General features: G+C 40.7%; 16 protein-coding genes and 1 pseudogene. 15 read left to right on the top strand and 2 right to left on the bottom strand.

All coding sequences use genetic code 11. The features are described from left to right. Positions 1 to 64 precede the first annotated feature (64 nt). From HG263_RS08210 to HG263_RS08255, 11 genes and pseudogenes are all read left to right on the top strand, one after another. Complete coding sequence (locus tag HG263_RS08210) at positions 65 to 2,989, top strand: bifunctional diguanylate cyclase/phosphodiesterase (protein WP_171625582.1); 2,925 nt, start codon at positions 65 to 67, stop codon at positions 2,987 to 2,989. A 98-nt stretch (positions 2,990 to 3,087) separates the two neighbouring features. Beyond that, positions 3,088 to 3,732 carry a thermostable hemolysin gene (locus HG263_RS08215; RefSeq protein WP_171625583.1) on the top strand — a complete coding sequence of 215 codons (645 nt, stop codon included), beginning with the start codon at positions 3,088 to 3,090 and terminating at the stop codon, positions 3,730 to 3,732. Beyond that, positions 3,729 to 5,168 (top strand): annotated as a pseudogene (locus HG263_RS22340) (AMP-binding protein); the annotation flags it as partial. The gene HG263_RS08215 and the pseudogene HG263_RS22340, both read left to right, overlap by 4 nt. A gap of 30 nt (positions 5,169 to 5,198) precedes the next feature. Continuing rightward, positions 5,199 to 5,882, top strand: coding sequence for an iron-containing redox enzyme family protein (locus HG263_RS22345; protein ID WP_246239924.1), 684 nt, complete (start codon positions 5,199 to 5,201; stop codon positions 5,880 to 5,882). Then, the gene (locus HG263_RS08225) at positions 5,882 to 6,685 is read left to right on the top strand and encodes an SDR family oxidoreductase (RefSeq protein WP_171625585.1); all 804 of its coding nucleotides are present in this window, start codon (positions 5,882 to 5,884) and stop codon (positions 6,683 to 6,685) included. The genes HG263_RS22345 and HG263_RS08225 overlap by 1 nt, the downstream gene beginning before the upstream one ends. Next, the gene (locus HG263_RS08230) at positions 6,682 to 7,335 is read left to right on the top strand and encodes a tetratricopeptide repeat protein (RefSeq protein ID WP_171625586.1); all 654 of its coding nucleotides are present in this window, start codon (positions 6,682 to 6,684) and stop codon (positions 7,333 to 7,335) included. The genes HG263_RS08225 and HG263_RS08230 overlap by 4 nt, the downstream gene beginning before the upstream one ends. Further along, the gene (locus HG263_RS08235; RefSeq protein WP_171625587.1) at positions 7,332 to 7,988 is read left to right on the top strand and encodes a response regulator; all 657 of its coding nucleotides are present in this window, start codon (positions 7,332 to 7,334) and stop codon (positions 7,986 to 7,988) included. Before HG263_RS08230 ends, HG263_RS08235 begins: the two co-directional genes overlap by 4 nt. Beyond that, positions 7,972 to 9,306 carry an ATP-binding protein gene (locus HG263_RS08240; protein WP_171625588.1) on the top strand — a complete coding sequence of 445 codons (1,335 nt, stop codon included), beginning with the start codon at positions 7,972 to 7,974 and terminating at the stop codon, positions 9,304 to 9,306. The genes HG263_RS08235 and HG263_RS08240 overlap by 17 nt, the downstream gene beginning before the upstream one ends. Before the next feature lie 23 nt (positions 9,307 to 9,329). Further along, positions 9,330 to 9,653, top strand: coding sequence for a cupredoxin domain-containing protein (locus HG263_RS08245; RefSeq protein WP_246239925.1), 324 nt, complete (start codon positions 9,330 to 9,332; stop codon positions 9,651 to 9,653). Then, on the top strand, positions 9,640 to 10,407 hold the full coding sequence (locus tag HG263_RS08250) for a hypothetical protein (RefSeq protein ID WP_171625590.1): 768 nt from the start codon (positions 9,640 to 9,642) through the stop codon (positions 10,405 to 10,407). Before HG263_RS08245 ends, HG263_RS08250 begins: the two co-directional genes overlap by 14 nt. Positions 10,408 to 10,477: 70 nt before the next feature. Continuing rightward, positions 10,478 to 11,110, top strand: a complete 633-nt coding sequence (locus tag HG263_RS08255) for a hypothetical protein (protein WP_439331986.1) — start codon at positions 10,478 to 10,480, stop codon at positions 11,108 to 11,110. Positions 11,111 to 11,162: 52 nt separating this feature from the next. Here the strand turns inward: HG263_RS08255 and HG263_RS08260 are convergent, their stop codons facing one another. Next, a complete protein-coding gene (locus tag HG263_RS08260) occupies positions 11,163 to 11,588 on the bottom strand; it encodes a hypothetical protein (RefSeq protein ID WP_171625592.1) in 426 nt (141 codons plus the stop codon). Between the two features lie 567 nt (positions 11,589 to 12,155). Between HG263_RS08260 and HG263_RS08265 the strand changes: the two genes are divergently transcribed. The 3 genes from HG263_RS08265 to HG263_RS08275 all read left to right on the top strand — a co-directional run bounded on the left by HG263_RS08265 (position 12,156) and on the right by HG263_RS08275 (position 13,954). Further along, positions 12,156 to 12,314 carry a YqaE/Pmp3 family membrane protein gene (locus HG263_RS08265; protein ID WP_171625593.1) on the top strand — a complete coding sequence of 53 codons (159 nt, stop codon included), beginning with the start codon at positions 12,156 to 12,158 and terminating at the stop codon, positions 12,312 to 12,314. A gap of 98 nt (positions 12,315 to 12,412) precedes the next feature. After that, a complete protein-coding gene (gene efpL, locus HG263_RS08270) occupies positions 12,413 to 12,982 on the top strand; it encodes an elongation factor P-like protein EfpL (protein WP_171625594.1) in 570 nt (189 codons plus the stop codon). Between the two features lie 144 nt (positions 12,983 to 13,126). Then, positions 13,127 to 13,954 carry an ATP-grasp domain-containing protein gene (locus tag HG263_RS08275; protein WP_171625595.1) on the top strand — a complete coding sequence of 276 codons (828 nt, stop codon included), beginning with the start codon at positions 13,127 to 13,129 and terminating at the stop codon, positions 13,952 to 13,954. A 33-nt stretch (positions 13,955 to 13,987) separates the two neighbouring features. Here the strand turns inward: HG263_RS08275 and HG263_RS08280 are convergent, their stop codons facing one another. Further along, positions 13,988 to 15,067: a response regulator gene (locus tag HG263_RS08280; protein ID WP_171625596.1), complete on the bottom strand. Its 1,080-nt coding sequence runs from the start codon at positions 15,065 to 15,067 to the stop codon at positions 13,988 to 13,990. Between the two features lie 84 nt (positions 15,068 to 15,151). Between HG263_RS08280 and HG263_RS08285 the strand changes: the two genes are divergently transcribed. Then, positions 15,152 to 19,084 carry a GAF domain-containing hybrid sensor histidine kinase/response regulator gene (locus HG263_RS08285; RefSeq protein WP_171625597.1) on the top strand — a complete coding sequence of 1,311 codons (3,933 nt, stop codon included), beginning with the start codon at positions 15,152 to 15,154 and terminating at the stop codon, positions 19,082 to 19,084. The last annotated feature ends 119 nt before the right edge of the window (positions 19,085 to 19,203 follow it).

Raw genomic sequence — 19,203 nt, forward strand, 5'->3', positions numbered from 1 at the left:
CCTAGCTCATATTTTAAGCTGGGAAATGCTTCTCTCTTTTTAAACCAAGGTTAGGTTGACCAACATGAAACACCTGTTCATTTGGGTTATGGGTTATTTAACAGTTGCTTTTGCTGCGCTTTATTATGCTCCTTCTGAGCTGACAATCGTTTCGTTAAGTGGTTGTGGTCTGTGGTTAATCGGCGCTGTTGTCAATCATAGTGTCCGTGTTAGGTTATGCACTTTTTTGGCCGTCGCGGGGATACTTAGTTACCTTGTGTTCTCCCTTTCGTTAAACAGCACTGTGGCAAGGTTCTTTATTTTTATGAATCTTTCTGGCGCATTTATACTTTGCGAGTTGTTACGAACAAAAATTAAATTTGATGTGATGCAAACCTCTGCGTTGGTAGTGTTCAGGCGAGTCACATTATTTATGTTACTGCCTTCACTTGCTATTGGTGCTATAAGTGCAGCGCTTGTCAGTAGTTTTAGTCAATATAGTTGGTTGGCAATTTTTCAACATTGGCTGTTCGGTAACGTATTTGCGCTGTTAATGGGCGTTCCTTTCTTATCTGCTTACGTGAGGCGAGGAAAGCATTTTCTTGCACAGACGTACACCTTTACTCACATGTTCGCTGCTTTGGCTTTTGTTAGTTTGCTGTCAGTTATTTCTTTGACTCATTTAAACCTTGTTATGATTGCAACCGTCGCTTTGTTAGTTTTATCTGCTATTGCTTATGGGAGCAACTTACTCGCTTTGCTCGGTTTCTTACTGGGAGGTGCCGCCCATATTGTTCTTTATGTAAATCTATCGCTTTTCAAAGAAAGCCTACCGACATTAGGAAGCACCATGTTTTTAGCTTCGGTGGTGGGGTTTTTGATTGCCTTAAGGCTAAGCCGATCTAAACAAGGTGTTGAGCGCTTGGTCACGCGTTTAAGAAAACTTAAAACCTTTAGCAAACATGCATTTGAATTGAGTCCTGAGCTTATTTTAGTGCTAGATAGTAAAGGGGTTGTTATCGACGCAAGTGAAGGCTTTTTGTCAGCAGTGCAATTAAACAAACAGCAAATTAAAGGAAAAAACATTACTTTGTTTTTGGACGAGTCAAGCCAAATGTTGTTCTCATCTCACAAGCTAGATTTGAAGCACACATTTGCTGAAAGTGGTTTACAAATCATTAGCAGCAACGGTAGGAAGATAACCGCAGATTTAAAAGCAACCGTTTTTGAAAGTGATAGTCATTATTCGACTGTCTGTTTTTTACATGATATCTCTGAACAATTAGAGTTGGCGGACGTGTTAGAACAAGAAAAGGAATTGCTTGAAGTAACACTTAGCTCAATTGGAGATGGTGTGATTTGCACCGATGTGGATAGTAAAGTGACTTATATGAACCCTGTTGCAGAAGCTGTTTTAGCTAAACTCACAAGAGAGGTTAAAGGTTTACCGTTTGATGACGTTATGCCGCTTTACAATGAAGATACTAAACAGGCGATTACTGGGCTCACAGATAGGTGCATCAAGAATAATCAGCTGATGAGTTTACCCGAATTAACATGCGTTAAAAATCACTTAAGGCTAGAATTTGCGATACAGGATTCTATTTCTCCCATATATCTTAAAAATGGTGAGATTGCTGGTGCCGTCATGGTTTTTCAGGATGTCACTGAGTCGCGTATTATGTCTAGAAAACTCACACATATGGCACATCATGATGTGTTAACCGGCTTGCCAAATCGGCTTTTATTACAAGAGCGACTGAGCCAGTTTTGCAAACGCGCGCAAAGAGAAGGGCATAAGTTTGCTGTGGTTTTTGTTGATTTAGATAACTTTAAGAAGATTAATGACTCGTTAGGCCATGATGTGGGCGATTCGCTGCTGAAAAAAGTGGCTAATCGTTTTTCTAATGGCGTGAGAAGCGTTGATACCGTCGCACGTATGGGGGGCGATGAGTTTGTGTTGATGCTCGATGCAATTAAAGACAAGCATCAAGTTGCTAAGGTGGTGAACAAGATTCTTAATATTGCCTCTGGGTGTTATGAACTGGAAAAAGTACAAGTTGAACTATCAATTAGCGCCGGAATAGCGATGTATCCTCAGGATGGCGAATCACCAGATATGTTGATGAAGCACGCCGATACTGCAATGTATCGAGCTAAAAAAGTCAGTAAAAGTGATTATCAGTTTTACAGCATAGAGCTTGATCATGCTGCAGAGCTGCGCATAGAGCAAGAAGCAGCTATTGCAAACGCATTGAAAGACAGTGAGTTTATTCCTTACTATCAGCCAGTAGTTAATGCTCAGAGCTTTTTGTTAGAAAAGTTAGAAATGCTTGCTCGCTGGCACCACGGAGGGAAGATAAAAGGCCCTGAAAGCTTTATTTCTATCGCTGAAGAGGCAAACTTAATTGACAAAGTATCATACCAACTATTATTTCAAGCACTTATGGATTTTTCAGGCTGGCTAGTAAAAATGCCCAAATTGGTATTGAGTGTCAATATTTCAGTTTCACAGCTAGTTGAACCCCAATTTATGGCAACGGTCTTGATGTTATTAGACAAAAACAATATTCCACCCAGTAACATTGAGATTGAAATTACTGAATCTTCACTTGCTTCTAATTTAGACGTTATGAAAAAAGCCTTAATTGAAATTCAACGGCGTGGCATTAGTATTGCAATTGATGACTTTGGTACCGGTTACTCGAGTCTAAGCTATTTAAAAGACCTAAATTTTGACACTATTAAGGTCGATCAAAAGTTTGTTGCAGACTTAAATGAGAACCGTAAAAAAGGTGAGCTGGCATTGGTTATTGTTAATATGGCCAAAAGCTTACATGTAAACTGTGTCGCAGAGGGCGTCGAAAGCCAGGAGCAGGCAAAAATACTGGCTGAAGCAGGATGCCAACAACTACAGGGCTATTACTTTTCTAGACCTAAATCTAAGCTCGATATTGATTCAATTATAACGGCTGGCCTGCGCATAAATCAGTCTAGAACATTGCTATAAGCGATTTTTTTTAAAAAATAATAAAAATTAAGAAGTCTTAAGGTTTACTTAATTTTGCTTCCCTAAATTAAACATATCACTTCTAGGGGAGTTGCCAAATGACCGCAATGACAATTCATGATTTAACCGTGCCTTCGAGCGCTTTGCATTGGGCTAAATATAACCAAAATGGCCGTTTAGAACTGGAATTGCAGGTCAAAACCGGTTTTGCAAAAGCCTATGCTGCTGACTTACACGAGTTTTATCCATTACTGAGCTGTTTAAATACCCCTCAAGGCTATTGTGTTTTAGGGCTGCGCATTGCGACAACCGATACGTTGTTTGTTGAGCAGTATTTAGAACAGCCAGTAGAAAACTTTTTACCACAATGTACCCACCGTAGCGAGATTGCAGAGTTAGGTAATTTGTATTCTACGCACCGCAGCGCAACGCTTGGACACTTCATAGTGGTTGCTCAAGCACTATTATCTCAGCATATTCGATTTCTAACATTTACAGGTACGATGCAAGTAAGAAAGCTAATGGCTTTGTGCCAGGTACCAATTTGCGAATTAACGCCAGCGCAACCTAGTAAAGTGGCAAGTGCCAAAGATTATGGTAGCTACTATGACGCTGACCCTAAAGTATGTGTGGTCGACTTAGAAAATGTGCAGCAAGTGATTAATACGACCAAGCTATATACCAAGCTTGCAGAGCAATACCGTAATGAAGTCAGCGAGCTAGTTTCAGGATTACAACTATGAATGCACTTATTCAAAAGCTAAAAGATACGCCCTCAGAACAAATCGTGTTAGTTGATGAACTGCATCACATTGGTGCCGAGCAGCTGCTGGTGCAGGTCGAACAGCTTGCTGAGTTTATTAACTATCAACAAGTAAGTTGTGTTGCTCACAGTATTGCAAATGGCCTTGCATGGGTAGCAGTAGACCTTGCTTTAACTTTAACCCGCTGTGCAGCTTTGCCTTTGCCGACCTTTTTTAGCCAAACTCAGTGTGACTTTGCGATACAAAAAGCGGGTGCGCAATTATTCATTTCACAAACAGAATTAGAAGCACATATTGCGCTTGATGTTTTAACCGTGTTCGAGCAAAAGCTGTGGGTGTATTACTTGTCAGGGTCAGATGACGTGGCGTTATTTACGGATACGCAAAAAATCACATTTACTTCTGGCTCAACTGGGCAGCCTAAAGGTGTTTGCTTGTCTTTACATAGCCAATTAGCCGTGGCTAACAGTTTGTGTGAGCGTATTAACTTAAGTGCGCCCAAGCATTTATGCGTATTGCCACTGGGCGTATTACTTGAAAATATCGCAGGCGTCTATGCCCCTATCCTCAGTGGCGGTCAGATTAAAGTACTGCCTATCGAAAAACTAGGATTTTGTGGCAGTCAGTTAAAAGATGGCGACGCTTTACTTAGCGCCATTTCGCACTATCAGCCTAATAGCATGATTTTAGTACCTGAGCTTTTGAAGTTTCTAATATTAGCGTGTGAGCAAGGCTGGCAACCACCAAATAGCTTAGCTTTCATCGCGGTCGGTGGAGCGCATGTCTCTATCTCTATGTTGGAAAAAGCAAGAACCCTTGGCCTACCGGTTTTTCAAGGGTATGGCTTGTCAGAGGCAAGCTCTGTGGTGTGCTTAAACACCAACCCGGAGCAAGAAGGTTCAGTAGGTGCACCGTTAGGTCACATTCAAATTAAGACAATTGAAAACCAACTATATATAAAAGGGCCTATCTTTTTGGGGTATTTGGGTGAGTCAGAGCATCCTAAAGATCAGTGGTATGCAACTGGAGACTTAGTCAATATTGATGAACAAGCGGGAACTCCGGTTGTGACTGTTGTTGGCAGGAAAAAGAATCAACTAATTAACAGCTTTGGCCGAAACATAGCCCCTGAATGGCCGGAATCTATGCTGCAAAGTGCCAGCTTTCCCATACAGGTAGTGGTATTTGGTGAAGCTAAACCTTATTTATGTGCGCTCATATGGGCACCAGAGAATATTTCCCACGGTCTTCTTTCACAGCATGTTGAAGACATTAACAGCTTATTGCCTGATTACGCCCAAGTTGCGCGTTGGCATCGCCTTGATACTCCCTTGAGTGTTCAAGCCGATTTGCTCAGTGCTAATGGACGACCTAAAAGAGCGGCTATAGCAAACTATTATGTTGAAAAAATTAACGCTTTATACAGTATCGAGCAGGAGAAACTAATGACTACTTTTTACGATGAATTACAAGCACAGACACAGGCTGAACGTGAGTACCTACTATCTGCTCCAATCATTAAAGATGTTTTTGAAGGGCAAGTAACGTTAGGTCAATATGGCTCATTTTTACAGCAAGCTTATCATCATGTGAAACATACAGTGCCTTTATTGATGGCTTGTGGCAGCAAGTTAGATGAGTCAAAAGAATGGTTACGTGAAGCCATTGGTCACTATATTGAAGAAGAAATGGGACATCAAGAGTGGATTTTGAATGATCTTGCGCAGTGTGGCTTCGATAAAGAAGCTGTTCGCCACTCAACACCAAGCTTTGCGACTGAGCTGATGGTGAGTTATGCATACGACAGCATTAACCGTGTTAATCCATTGTGCTTTTTTGGGATGGTTAATGTGTTAGAAGGTACTTCTATCACATTAGCGGATCAAGCGGCTCAAAGTATTGCAAAGCAGCTTAACTTACCGAAAAAAGCATTCAGTTATTTAACGTCTCACGGTGCTCTGGATATTGAACATATCGACTTTTTCAAAGGATTAATGAATAAAATTGACTGCCAACAAGAGCGACAACTTATCATTCACAGTGCTCGATGTTTTTACCGACTTTATGGTGATGTGTTTAGAAGTATTGAGGCGCAACCGAGTATTGATTTAACACAGGAGGCTAGCTAATGGGTAAACAAGGGCTTGCCGTTATAACCGGTGCTTCTGGTGGAATAGGCGCGGCAATTGCAACGCAACTGAGCCAAGCTGGGTGGCGTTGCTTATTACTTGGTCGCGATGAAAATAAATTGCAACTGCTTCAGCGCACATTGGGTGGGGAACATCAATACTTAGCATTAGATTTAACCCTGCCAGGTAGTGTTCAGCGAGTGATGATGCATGCTGCAAGTTTAGGAGGAGCCGCATTGCTCGTCAATTGTGCCGGGTGTAATGAAATGCGTTCGTTTCAAAGTGAACAGCTGGAACAAATTCAACGGCAAATGACAGTCAACTTGGTGGTGCCAATGTTGTTGACGCATCACTTACTACCACAATTAAGCAGTGTTAAAGGCACGGTGGTTAATGTTGGGTCGGCATTTGGCTACATTGGTTATCCTTACCAAAGTGTTTATTGTGCGAGCAAATTCGGACTTCGTGGATTTAGCGAGGCGCTATCCCGAGAACTGGATGGACAAGTTGCCGTTAAATATCTTGCTCCGCGTGCAACCGATACCAGCATTAACTCAGAAGATGTGAGAGCGTTAAACACTGCTTTGGGAAATAAAATGGATACCCCCGAAGAAGTGGCCCACAGCTTTATGCGTTTGTTGAATAGTAAAAAACGCCGTTTGGTGGTCGGGTTTCCTGAAAAGCTTTTTGCAAGGGTAAATGGTTTGCTACCTGAGTTAGTCGATAATGCCATCATCAAGCAGTTAAAAACCATTAAAAATTATATTAGTTGTCAGCTTAATACTAAGGAGTCATCCTCATGAAAAAACTTAAAACAGTTATAATTGCAGCGCTGTTCGCCAGTACGAGCGGTTTTGCAAATGCAGACTTTAGCCAAGAACTCAGTGCTATTCAAAAGACTTGGGCAAGTGTTAATTACGAGTTGCAAGACGAGGCGCGAGAAAAAGCGTTTGAAGCATTGGTCAAAGACAGCCACTCGTTGGTTGCTAACTATCCAGACAAGGCCGAAAGTCATATTTGGCACGGTATTGTTCAATCAAGTTACGCGGGAGCCAAAGGTGGGTTGGGGGCACTAGGGTTAGCTAAAGCGGCCAAAGCAGAGCTGGAAGCGGCAATTGAAATTGATGAGACAGCCTTAAGCGGCTCGGCACTAACCAGCCTTGGTACCCTTTATAGCCAAGTTCCTGGTTGGCCAATTGGTTTTGGTAGTGATAAAAAAGCACAAAAGTTGTTTGATAAAGCTTTAAAAATTAACCCAACTGGACTAGATGTTAATTACTTTTACGGACAATTTCTTTATGATGAAAAGCAGTATAAAAAAGCATTAGCACATTTACAAAAGGCAAAAAATGCACCAGCCAGGTTGGGCAGAGAAAAAGCAGATCTGTATCGCCAACAAGAGGTTGATAATTTAATCGCAAAGGTAGAGAGAAAACTAAAACATAAACGATGAAACTATTACTTGTTGAAGATGACGCATTGCTAGCCCAAGGGCTGATACATTCATTGCAAAAAGAAGGTTACTCCGTAGAGCATGCTCAAACCGTCAGTATGGCTAAGAGCATGCTAGACAACGAAGAAATTGAACTCGTTGTTTTGGATTTAGGCTTACCAGATGGGGACGGTTTAGACGTGCTAAAGACGATTAAAAAGCGTCGTTTAGCGCTTGCGGTATTGATCTTAACTGCCAGAGATTCAATTGAAGACAAAATCACAGGGTTGGACCTCGGCGCAGATGACTATTTACCAAAACCTTTTGAAGCCAAAGAGTTATTTGCGCGTTTGCGCGTTATCAGTCGACGTCTGGGTAGTCAAACGAGTAGTACATTGCAGTGTCAGAATGTACAGCTTGACCTTGCAAGCCATCAAACATTGGTGGCGGGAGAGCCGCTGATTTTGCCACGTAAAGAGTTTATGTTATTAAAAGCCTTGATGGAAAACGCGGGTCGCGTTTTATCAAAAACGCAATTAGAAAGTAAACTGTATCAATGGGGTGAGGAGCTAGGCTCAAATGCCATTGAAGTCCACATACATCATTTACGAAAAAAGCTGCCTAAAGACTTTATTAAAACTTTGCGCGGTATAGGATATGTCGTTGCTAAATAATGGAAATACGCAAGAGCAAAAAGTACGCCTATCAATAAGTCGAAGGCTGACGATGATCGTACTTTCGGGCGTTATTCTCACCGCATTTATGGCGTTGATGAATGGTTATCAGCGCAGTATGGATGAAGCACAAAAACAACTAGACATTCAACTGATGAGTATGGCAAATGTATTGATAGCAACACCGGTGCGCCATTGGCCTGAGCAAAGTGATCTATTTGCCCAACTATGGCAACAAAAAAGCCTAGTTTACTCTGCTAACTTACTAAAAAATCAATCGATATCTGCTTTAGAGTCGCCTGGGTTTAAGACGCAAAATATATCTGGAACTAGGCTGAGAACGTGTGTTTTACACGCGGGTGACAAACGTTTGATGGTGGCTGAACCTATTCACAAACGCTTTATGCTTTCTGAAAGCTTGATTTTATCTGCTATGACCCCGCTTGTTTTCGCCATGCCTCTACTGGCCATTTTTATTGCTTGGTATATCCGTAAAGCGCTACGGCCATTAACAACATTGTCGAATGAACTCAAAGAGCGTCAAGCAAATGACTTTAAGAAACTAGAGATTGTGAGTGAAGATGCCGAAGTCGCGCCCGTGATCGAACGACTCAACAGCCTGTTTGCAAAAGTCGAAAAGGCTTATTTACGTGAGCGTTATTTTGCTTCTGACGCGGCACATGAATTGAAAACACCAATCAGTAGTTTAAAAATCAATTTACATAATTTATCTGATGATATTCAGCACCCAAGCCTACCTGCAATACAACAAGGTATTGAACAGCTAAATCATATCGTTGAGCAAATGCTCACTTTGGCGAGAACGGAACCCGACCGATGGCGTACGAACTTTCAACCCATAGATGTAATGGCGCTAAGTCAAAATGTGGTTGCTCAGTTATACGACCGAATAGAGCAAAAGCATATTCAAATAAGCCTAGATGCGCAGCAATACTGGCTCAAAGGCTGTGAGTTTACACTCCATACACTGTTCATTAATTTACTCGGTAATGCGGTAAAATACACTCCCAATGAAGGCAATGTACGTTTGTCGATCACTTGTGTAAACGGCAAAATTGTGTGGATGATAGAAGACTCTGGTCCCGGCATGGATGATACCGAGATAGCACGTATTTTTGATCGATTTTATCGAGTGGGCGGAGATAAACACCCTTCGGGAGAAAAAGGGGCAGGTTTGGGGATGGCTATAGTACAGCAAATTGCGGAAATTTATGGCGCATCTGTCAGCTTTGGACGTTCACAGCTAGGTGGCTTACAGGTACAGGTTGAATTTCCTAAGGAGCATACATGCGAATAACAAGGAGTTATATGTACTTTTGCATGTTGTTTGGGATGTTTGCATCAGTCAAGGCGGTTGCCACTGACTCTGTCACAATTGTTCTTAGAAATCATTTGTTTATTCCCGCGCAGGTAGAAGTCCCTGCGGGTAAAAAAGTTCGCTTAATCATTGATAATCAAGATGACACGGCTGAAGAGTTTGATAGTTTTGACTTAAATCGCGAGAAGGTCTTGTTTCCAAAAAGAAAAAGCGTCATTTATATTGGGCCGCTTAGCGTAGGAGAGTACCGATTTTTCGGTGAGTTTTCACCCAATACGGCGCAAGGCGTAGTGATTGCAAAGGAGTCCAGCGATGCTGCTCAATAGCGTGATTATTAGTATCAACCAATTCTTGCCATTAGCACTGTTATGGGTACTGTTGCATCACAGCGATTTTGGTCAATCCGGCGAAAAGTTACCCTTTTTGCAAACCCTCATTACCTGTGCGTTAGCATGTGCTGTTTTCTTAGGATTTGCCGATACTATCAGCCAATGGTTTGATTACAAGGGCCTTGAAATGCTCAAAATTCTATTTTTGTTAGGGATTTATGGAAGTGTTATTGCGGTATTTTGCTCTGCAAGGCGTGTGTATAAACAAATAGCAATTGTACTGGCCAGTGTGATGTACCTAAGTCATTTTGTTATGTATGTAAGTAGTTATTGGCAATTAGATACTAAGCAAGGAATTATGATAGGGACGATACTTGGGCTGGGGATTTGCCTAAGCTTTTGTACATTATTATTTTTTACTTTGTCTTGGTTTAAAGCGCATGGCGCCACTGCGATTGTCTTGGCGTTATTGTCTGCACACAGTGCTAGTAAGGTGGCTAATGCCATTGATCTAGCTGCACAAATTGACATACTACCGAGCAGTGAAACGGTGTTTGACCTACGATTTTGGTTAGATGAGTATGGTATTACGGGTCGTTTGCTCAAAGCGCTGTTAGGATATGAAGCCACACCAAGTTACGCAAACTTAGTGGCATTTACATCTGCATTGATGATAGCCGCGGTTGTGATTATTTGGCGTATGCGCCTCGATGAGCAAAAGGTTGTTAAAGGAGGCGAACATGGCCTATAAGTTGCAAATTCAACGGTTGCTTTTTATAACTTTACTGGGCGTTATTTCGGGGTTTTGCCGTGCTGATGGGATGGTGGTTGATAAGGTATATCACCCGTATGTTCTGCCTTTTGAAAGAGAAGTTGAGTGGCGCTGGTTATCACGTCAAACTGATGAGGGGAATGTATTAGCGCAACGAGCTGGACTTGGTTGGGCGATTGCTGAAACGGTTACGGTTGAGGGATACATGATTGGTGAGCGCGATCAACTTGATAACTTTGACTTAGCGGCATACGAACTCGAAGCACGTTGGCAGGTGGTAGAGCAAGGACGTTACTGGGCTGACTGGGGAATGTTGTTCGAACTTGAAAAGCAGCATAAAACATCTGCCTATGAGGCAACAATAGGTGTTCTATTTGAAAAAGAATTAGGAAAAATGAGCCTCACAATGAATGCATTTGCAGTGAGAGAGTGGGGCGCTGAGATTAAAAATGAATGGGAAAGCGAATTTAGAGCACAGCTGCGATATAGATTTATGCCTGCTTTTCAACCCGCAATTGAGATCTACAGTGGAGAGGACTTTGTTGGTATTGGCCCTGCAATTATTGGGTTGTATCGATTTGAAGGGCAGCGGCAATTAAAGTGGGAGGCGGGCTTTGTGAGTGAAATATCGCATTCCGGTAAAGATCACAGCTTTAGATTGGCATTAGAGTTCGAATTTTAATATCAAAGTAATGGCAACGTTTTTCAGTGGGTGGTTGAGTTTTATTCACCCACTAGTCAATAAAAGTAATGCTCGGAATATGGCCGCTTAAGTAGCTTTTAAAGAGTTCATAATCGCCAATAGGGAAGTTAAACTCGATTAGCTTCCCTTCATTGCCATAGTTGTACGGAAAAACGAAGGTTACAAATTGTGGCGTTTTGCTCAGTACAACCCTATTGATACTTTCTACGTTTATTCTGTGCTGTGCAAAGCACAAATACCCTTGTTTAAATACAGCATGTTTTATCGGTTCACGAATTATCTTGAGTTTTTGATTCTGCAAAAAGTAAGGCATAAAGATAAATATTGTCAACGCAAGTAATGACTTAACGCTAAAGGTTAACTCTGAATAATAGTTAAAAGCACATAACATATAGCTATTTACAGCCAAGTAATAGATATTGCTTTTAAGGATACATTTGTCATGCTCAAGTCTCATTAAAGGCTAATACGATTATTGATAGTATCAGGTGTTTCCCATAGTGGGTGCGATCTGTGTGGTTTCTATCATACCGAAATATCAATTAGTTTATTTTCAAAGTGTGTCGGGTTCGTAACCCGTGAAAGTTGCAGTTAACAATGATTAGACATCTAGATGATAAGCTAGAGTGAATGCTCTAGGTTTGTACCTCAGTATAAGATTGGCAGTAATCAGTTGCCAAAATACCACTGAATAGAATGTATCTGAAATCTCTGCTACCGTGAAGTTTTTCGCTAAAGCTTACGAGCAAGCATCTGTTTTAAAAGAACCATGAGCTTTTGAGGCTTTTTTGGTTGGCACTTATGCGCCATTGCACGTTTAAAAGCGACGCTCATATTATTTCACTTTTTAAAAAGGCACTGACAAGAGTGAGTGTGCTTTTCTTTTTTTTTTTCTTTTTATTTTGTAATAAGTTGGGTGTAGACGTTGCAAAGGTGGGTTTTTGGATTAGCCTTAAAATGGGCTAGTTGTTAGTAGTTGATGCTTAACTACGTACCCTAATAATTCATATTTACGGAGAATACGATGAATAAACTGGTATTGATTATTTTGGCAATTATATTTCCGCCGATTGCGGTGGCATTAAACAATGGAGTGGGTAAGGATTTAGTGATTAATATTTTACTCAGCCTACTATTTATTGTTCCAGGGATTATCCATGCTTTTTGGTTGATCCTGCGTTAGGAAACATTACAAACCCACTCAATTTATCTGGCCTTAGAGTATGATTATATGGCAATATCTCGGTAGTTTTTGCCAACATAGAATTAAGAGAAATAGTTATGCCTAAGGCCAGTGAAATAAAAAAACATGCCGCAATTGAATACAATAACCGTGTAATGATCGTAAGAGATATTGAACGCTCAGTGCCTCAAGGTAGGGCTGGTGGCAGCTTGTATCGTATGCGCATGTACGATGTAGTTAATGGCGCAAAAGTAGATGAAACCTTTAAAGCAGATGAAATGCTAAACCTTGCTGATTTGGTGCGCCGTCCAGTTATGTTTTCGTACATTGATGGTGAAGAATACGTGTTTATGGACGAAGAGGACTACACGCCATACCATCTAAATAAAAGCAGTATTGAAGAGCAAGTTTTATTTGTTAATGAAGATACCAAAGGGCTATTAGCGGTTATTGTTGAAGGCAGACCGGTATCTATCGACTTACCTTCCAGTGTAGAACTTGTGATTGAAGAAACTTCTCCTTCGATTAAAGGTGCATCAGCTAGCGCTCGTACCAAGCCTGCTACATTGACTACCGGCCTTGTTGTTCAAGTACCTGAGCATATCTCAACGGGTGATAAAATCCGTATTAATACCGATGAGAAAAAATTCATGGGACGCGCTGAGTAATATTGCTTACTGGGGTTGCAGCGTGTAGATAATGTGCTTGCAACCTCGCAAAATGTAATTTTGGGTAAGTGCAACGGAGCGCCATATCGTTGCATTTAAACAAAACTAGATTGCAGCATTCACACTACGAGAGCAAACTACGGTATGGAAAATAATATAAAGAGCCTTACAAAAGCGTGTGATGAGTTAGGGTTGAGCTATGAATTTATAGACTTAGATCATAACTTTGTACGTGTCAAAATGGACAATGGTTGGCAATACTTTGAGCTGAATAAGACTCCTTTTAACACTGAAGCTGCATATTGCATTTGCCAAGATAAAGGTCACTCATATCAATTACTAAAAGACGTTGTACGTGTTCCCAAGACGCTTGATTTTTTGGACTTCAATGTCTCGTCTAAATACAGTAAATATAAACACTGCAATAGTATTGCAGCAGCACTGACGCGTATTGACGAAAATTTTACCTACCCGATTGTGGTTAAGCAGAATAAAGGCGCTTTAGGTACAAATGTATTTTTATGTGCGAATGCATTAGACACTGAAAAAGCGTTTCAGGAGATATTTAACCATCAGTCAAAATATTATGACTATCTTGCACTTGCGCAAGAGTTTGTGACAACAAAAGCAGAATATCGACTGTTATGTGCGTATGGCAAACCGATATTTGCCTATCAGCGTGGCAGCGCTGCTGCGACCTTTAATGTTAAATACTGGGAAAATGGTGAGCAAGCGCAACGGGTTACAGATATGGTCTTGTTTCAACAGCTTGCTGATTTTGTGCAACCTATTCACAATGAATTTCCAATGGGGTGGGTTGGTTACGATATCATCGTTGATGACAAAGACGATCTCTATTTGATTGAGCTAAACGCTTCCCCTCAGTTTAACAACTTTATTGAACATAATAGCTCTGAGCCGGTCATTGAACTCTATAAGCATGCGCTGACACAGCTAAGCAAGCAAGGGTAGAGCATTAATGCTGCGTGTCCTTGATAGGTTCGATCAGTCGGCATATTGAAGTGCAATTGATAAAAACTCTTGTTCAATTGCTAAAAACTCACCCAAAATTTCTGGGTCGAAGTGACTGCCTCGGCCCTCTCTGAGAATATAGATTGCTTGCTCGTGAGTCATCGCATCTTTGTAAACGCGTTTACTTATGAGCGCATCATACACGTCTGCAATGGCCATAAGCCTTGCACTTAAAGGGATCTGTTCTGCCGACAAGCCATTGGGGTAGCCACTGCCGTCCCACTTTTCATGATGTGATAGCGCTATTTCTTTGGCAATTTTCAAAAACCTGACCTCGCCAGAAACTTCTTTTTCAGCTTTGGCGATTGCATCGTATCCCAACCTTGCGTGTGTCTTCATTATTTCAAATTCCTCGCTGGTCAGTTTTCCACCTTTTAAAAGGATTGCATCGGGAATACCAACTTTACCTATGTCATGTAAAGGCGCTGACTTGTAAAACAGCTCAATCACATCTTCACTTAGTGCCTTTTTATATTTAGGTAATGTGGCAAGTTTAGAAGCAAGCGTTTTAACATAAAGCTGTGTTCTTTTTATATGATTACCAGTTTCTTGATCTCGTGTTTCAGCGAGACTTGCCAGAGCAGCAATCGTTGCATCTTGCGCAGCTGATAGCTCTTTTGTTCTTTTTTGTACCTCTGCCTCCAGATAGGCATTTTTATCTTTTAAAAAATCTCGATGACGTTTAATTTGAATATGTGTTCTGACTCTGGACTTTATGATAGGTGGGCTAATCGGTTTGTTAATATAATCACAAGCGCCCAATGCAAAGCCTTTTTCTTCATCTTGAATACTGTTTTTGGCGGTTAAAAAAATCACGGGTAAATCATGGGTATCAGAGTTGCTCTTTATACGTTTGATTACTTCATACCCATCCATATTTGGCATAACAATGTCTAATATCACTATATCAACAGGTTGGCTTTCTAAAACTTTAAGCGCGCTTTGGCCGTTTTTAGCGGCTATTACGCGATACTCTGTTTTTAAAATTTCAGACATAAGTGCTAGGTTCTCAGATGTATCATCAACCAGTAACACAGTGAATTTATCAAACATACGGTGGTAGCTCCCTCAAAATACTCGTACACGATCTAAATATTAGGTCTACCTTTTTATTAGTGCCAATTCTAAGGGGCTAATATGATTCGACTGAAGTCACTATTTGTAATGCTTTTCGCTTTTATGTTTTTCACGTGTGTGTCTTTGGTGTTTGTTTCGAGTTATATCGGAGAAATTCAAGCGGAAGAACAAAGAGCGCGTCAGCAGTTAATCATGTTTAACCAGCTTGCTGATGACTTTAAACAAATGTCAGAACACAGAAGTTCGTTTGCCAGAGCCTATATCTCTACAGGCGAAGAGCGCTGGCTCACATTATTTAATTACGCGATTGCCGTCTATGAAGGCAATGCAAAAATTATTGATAAACACGCTTTAAACTATTGGGATAGCTTGGCTCTGACAACAAGCAAAATACCTGCAGTAGATAACTCTTATAGGAGCAAGCCATTTATTGAGCGCTTTGAAGCTATTAAGTTGCGCCATGATGAATTTGCTCAGGTGGATCAAGCGCTAGAAAAAGTAGGTCAACTAATTGAAATTGAACGCTCGGCCATTGCAGAGAAACAACAGAAAAGTAATTTAAGCCATAAGCTTTTAGACGATTCGTACCTGAGTGTTAAAAATGATGTTATGTATTCGCTTGAAAATGTAGCGCAACTTATTTTTCAGCGTCTTGAAGCACAGGCAAGTAAATATACAGGCAAATTAAATACTGCTACGCAAACCCAAAACTTTATTATTGGCGTTTTGTTGCTAGCTATCACCTTGTCTTTTTATTTTTTATGGCGTTATTACATTTGGCCAATATCACGAATTCAAAAAGCGCTCGTAGCTCAGGTAGAGAGTAACAACTTTGACTTTCAGCTTGCTAATAATTACTACGGAGAACTTGCTGAGTTTGCACAGGCGATGAATCAGTTATTAGGTGATATTGCTGAGCAACTGAAATACAGTTCAATCCAAAAAGACTTAAACCAAGCATTAAGAGGAAAGACCAGTGCTCAAGAGCTGGGAGATGAAGTGATTGAGTTTATCTGTGAGCGTTTATCTATTCCGCTTGTTGGTTTGTATGTTTGGCATGAAGACGAACTTTTTAGGGTGTCGGGTATCGGTTATGAGGGGCAGGATAAAGAAACATATCAAGACGAAGATTCTGTCTATTTTCATGTTATTAAAAGAAATAAAAAATATTCAATTGATGTGTCAGAGCAATACGCAATACTACACCAGGGTAAACGTCTATTGCTCAAAGAGCTGCATTATTTCCCGTTGAGTATGGATGATAATTGTATAGGTTTGCTTGAATTAGGCAGCTTTTACAACATTAGTGAAAAGGAGTTTTACTGGCTTAATTTTATTATCCGCGATTTATCTATAGGCTTGCATTTAGCCCGAAACCAAGAGCGACAACGTAAAACTGAACGCATGGTTGTGGAGCAGCTTGAGCTTAATCGCAAGATCATCGATGCGATCCCAAATCCTATGTATTATCGCAACACTGAAGGGGTTTATTTAGGCGTAAATTCTCAGTTTCACGACTTTATAGGCACATTTGAAGCGGATGTGATTGGGGCAACGCCAGACAATATATTCAGTTTTGATATAGCCAGCCGTTTTAATGAATCACAAAGGCAGCTTTTGGCAAAACCTGGCAGTCACAATTATGAAATGCGCTTAAAAGATGTGCATGAACAAATAAGAGAAGTGGTGGTGTATGAAGCCACATTTAGTGATGCAGACAACAAAGTTGCTGGTATCGTAGGTTTGCTGCTAGATGTGACAAAAAGCAAAGAGATGGAACTGCAGTTACGTGAAGCCAAAGCTAAAGCTGACAGTACCAGCAAAGCTAAAGGTGAATTTTTGGCAAATATGAGTCACGAAATTCGCACTCCCATGAATGCCATAATAGGTATGAGTCATTTAGTGCTAAACACCAAGTTGTCTAAGCAACAAAATAACTACATCAAAAAAATAGATGTCGCTGCCAACAACCTACTTGGGATCATCAACGATGTTTTAGACTTCTCTAAAATCGAATCAGGGAAAATGGCAATTGTTGAAGAGGCGTTTGATTTAGAGGAAGTAACCAGCAATGTGACGGTTGTCAATTCGGTTAAAGCTGAGGACAAAGGCATTGAGTTGCTGTTAGACATTCCGCCTACAATACCCACCAACTTGATTGGTGATCCTCTGAGGCTGGGTCAGGTACTTATAAACTTGTGTGGTAATGCTATCAAATTTACTGAGCAAGGCGAGGTTATCATAACCGCAAGAGTGATTGAGAGAACAAAAGGCTCTGCAACATTGAAGTTTACTGTTAAAGACTCAGGTATTGGCCTAACACAAGAACAGCAAGACAAGCTGTTTAAAGCGTTTTCTCAGGCCGATAGCTCGATTACACGTAAATACGGTGGAACCGGGCTTGGTTTGAGTATTTCAAAACATTTGGTTGAGTTAATGGGTGGGCAAATTGGTGTCACCAGTGAACCTGGCGTTGGCTCTGAGTTTTACTTTACTATTAAAGTTGGGTTACAAGAGCAAGCAAACAAGCAATGGTTTTGCCCTGAGTCGATCATCAGAAATACCTCAGTGCTTGTTGTAGACGATAATGAAGCTGCTCGAGAAGTAATGTCTAACCTCGTTCAAGGTTTGGGGTTTAAAACATATGCTGTTTCGTGTGCCCAAGAGGCGCTTAAAGAGTTAACAAAAAGACCCTACCAAATAGTGTTTACCGATTGGAGCATGCCTAACATTGATGGCTGTGAGTTGGCACTGCGCATTAATGAGCTTGACCTGAACCCTAAGCCAAAAGTAATTCTAGTCACAGCGCATAGTAAAGAGTTAGATATTGATCAGGAGGTAAGTGATAAGTTAGATGGCATTATCAGTAAACCGATGAATGCTTCAATTGTGTTTGACTGTGTTTTGGACTGTTTTGACATACGAACTCAGGATGTATCAAATGTTGAGCTGCTAGGCAAAGAGATAGTTTCATTCACAGACAAGACGGCGCTATTGGTGGAGGACAATGAAACTAACCAAGAAGTGGCAACTGAAATGCTGCGATCGTTAGGCATACAAGTAACGATTGCTAACAATGGTAAAGAAGCAATAGAAATACTTGAGCAACAAAAGCAGTTCTCACTTGTCTTTATGGATATGCAGATGCCTGTTATGGATGGCCTCACTGCAACAACAAAAATTAGGGCGCAATCCAAGTTTGCTGACTTACCCATTGTTGCCATGACAGCCAATGCGATGAGAGAAGATATCGAGTGCTGTCTAAATGCGGGTATGAATGCGCACATTGCTAAGCCAATTAATTTTAAGGCCTTAGTGTCGACAATCAAAAAAGTAACAAAGAAGTCGCAATGGCTTGAGGTAAATACAAAGGAAAAACCTGAAAATACAAAAGCTCAGCCAGTGCCTCAGGATGCTGTTTTTGTCCTAGAGGGAATAGATATTCAAGATGGTATCAACAGAATTGGCGGGAATGAACGGGCGTATTGGAGTATTTTGGGTAAATTTATTCATAAACAGATAGAAGAATTAATCAATGTAGAACAGGCAATGATCATTGGCGACTTGGAACATGCATCACGTATTGTACATTCACTCAAAGGCTCCGCTGCTAATTTATCGGCTCATTATTTAGTAGAGCAAGGAGCTAAATTTGAGGAGCAGATAAAAGATACTGCAGAACTGGATGTCGGTATGCTGCATAAAGTTATTGACTATTTAAGAAAAATTGATAAGCAGCTTAGCATTAAAGAGAGTAAAACTGCATTGAAGAGTCAGGATGAAGTACAACCTCAAGCAAGCAACTTGAAAAAGCTGTTTGATGAGCTTTATGAATTAGTAGATGGTAATGATGTTCAATCCTTAGATCTTGTGGATACGTTATTTGCCCATGACTCACTAGCAAAAGATAAGCTTGATGAGCTGCGAAAAAAAATCAATGACTTTGAGTTTGAACAAGCCAAAGAAATTATTCAGCAAATTCGTGTTGATTGAACTTTTTTACAACCATTAGGTTTTTAAAAGTGATATTTAGTGAGGGTTTCAAGGGCAAAATATCTGCAAGGAATCTTAGGTACAGCTCTAAACTAAGTGAAGTAAGAGCTGTATTGCTG

Origin of the sequence: Pseudoalteromonas caenipelagi, assembly GCF_013140855.1 — a bacterium.
Taxonomy (GTDB): domain Bacteria; phylum Pseudomonadota; class Gammaproteobacteria; order Enterobacterales; family Alteromonadaceae; genus Pseudoalteromonas; species Pseudoalteromonas caenipelagi.

Coding starts and splice junctions, on each gene's coding strand:
- HG263_RS22345 (WP_246239924.1), top strand. CDS start 5,199: ATGACTACTTTTTACGATGAATTACAAGCACAGACACAGGCTGAACGT.
- HG263_RS08265 (WP_171625593.1), top strand. CDS start 12,156: ATGAATAAACTGGTATTGATTATTTTGGCAATTATATTTCCGCCGATT.
- HG263_RS08225 (WP_171625585.1), top strand. CDS start 5,882: ATGGGTAAACAAGGGCTTGCCGTTATAACCGGTGCTTCTGGTGGAATA.
- HG263_RS08245 (WP_246239925.1), top strand. CDS start 9,330: ATGTTGTTTGGGATGTTTGCATCAGTCAAGGCGGTTGCCACTGACTCT.
- HG263_RS08285 (WP_171625597.1), top strand. CDS start 15,152: ATGATTCGACTGAAGTCACTATTTGTAATGCTTTTCGCTTTTATGTTT.
- HG263_RS08240 (WP_171625588.1), top strand. CDS start 7,972: ATGTCGTTGCTAAATAATGGAAATACGCAAGAGCAAAAAGTACGCCTA.
- HG263_RS08280 (WP_171625596.1), bottom strand. CDS start 15,067: ATGTTTGATAAATTCACTGTGTTACTGGTTGATGATACATCTGAGAAC.
- HG263_RS08230 (WP_171625586.1), top strand. CDS start 6,682: ATGAAAAAACTTAAAACAGTTATAATTGCAGCGCTGTTCGCCAGTACG.
- HG263_RS08260 (WP_171625592.1), bottom strand. CDS start 11,588: ATGAGACTTGAGCATGACAAATGTATCCTTAAAAGCAATATCTATTAC.
- HG263_RS08275 (WP_171625595.1), top strand. CDS start 13,127: ATGGAAAATAATATAAAGAGCCTTACAAAAGCGTGTGATGAGTTAGGG.
- HG263_RS08210 (WP_171625582.1), top strand. CDS start 65: ATGAAACACCTGTTCATTTGGGTTATGGGTTATTTAACAGTTGCTTTT.
- efpL (WP_171625594.1), top strand. CDS start 12,413: ATGCCTAAGGCCAGTGAAATAAAAAAACATGCCGCAATTGAATACAAT.
- HG263_RS08250 (WP_171625590.1), top strand. CDS start 9,640: ATGCTGCTCAATAGCGTGATTATTAGTATCAACCAATTCTTGCCATTA.
- HG263_RS08215 (WP_171625583.1), top strand. CDS start 3,088: ATGACCGCAATGACAATTCATGATTTAACCGTGCCTTCGAGCGCTTTG.
- HG263_RS08235 (WP_171625587.1), top strand. CDS start 7,332: ATGAAACTATTACTTGTTGAAGATGACGCATTGCTAGCCCAAGGGCTG.
- HG263_RS08255 (WP_439331986.1), top strand. CDS start 10,478: ATGGTGGTTGATAAGGTATATCACCCGTATGTTCTGCCTTTTGAAAGA.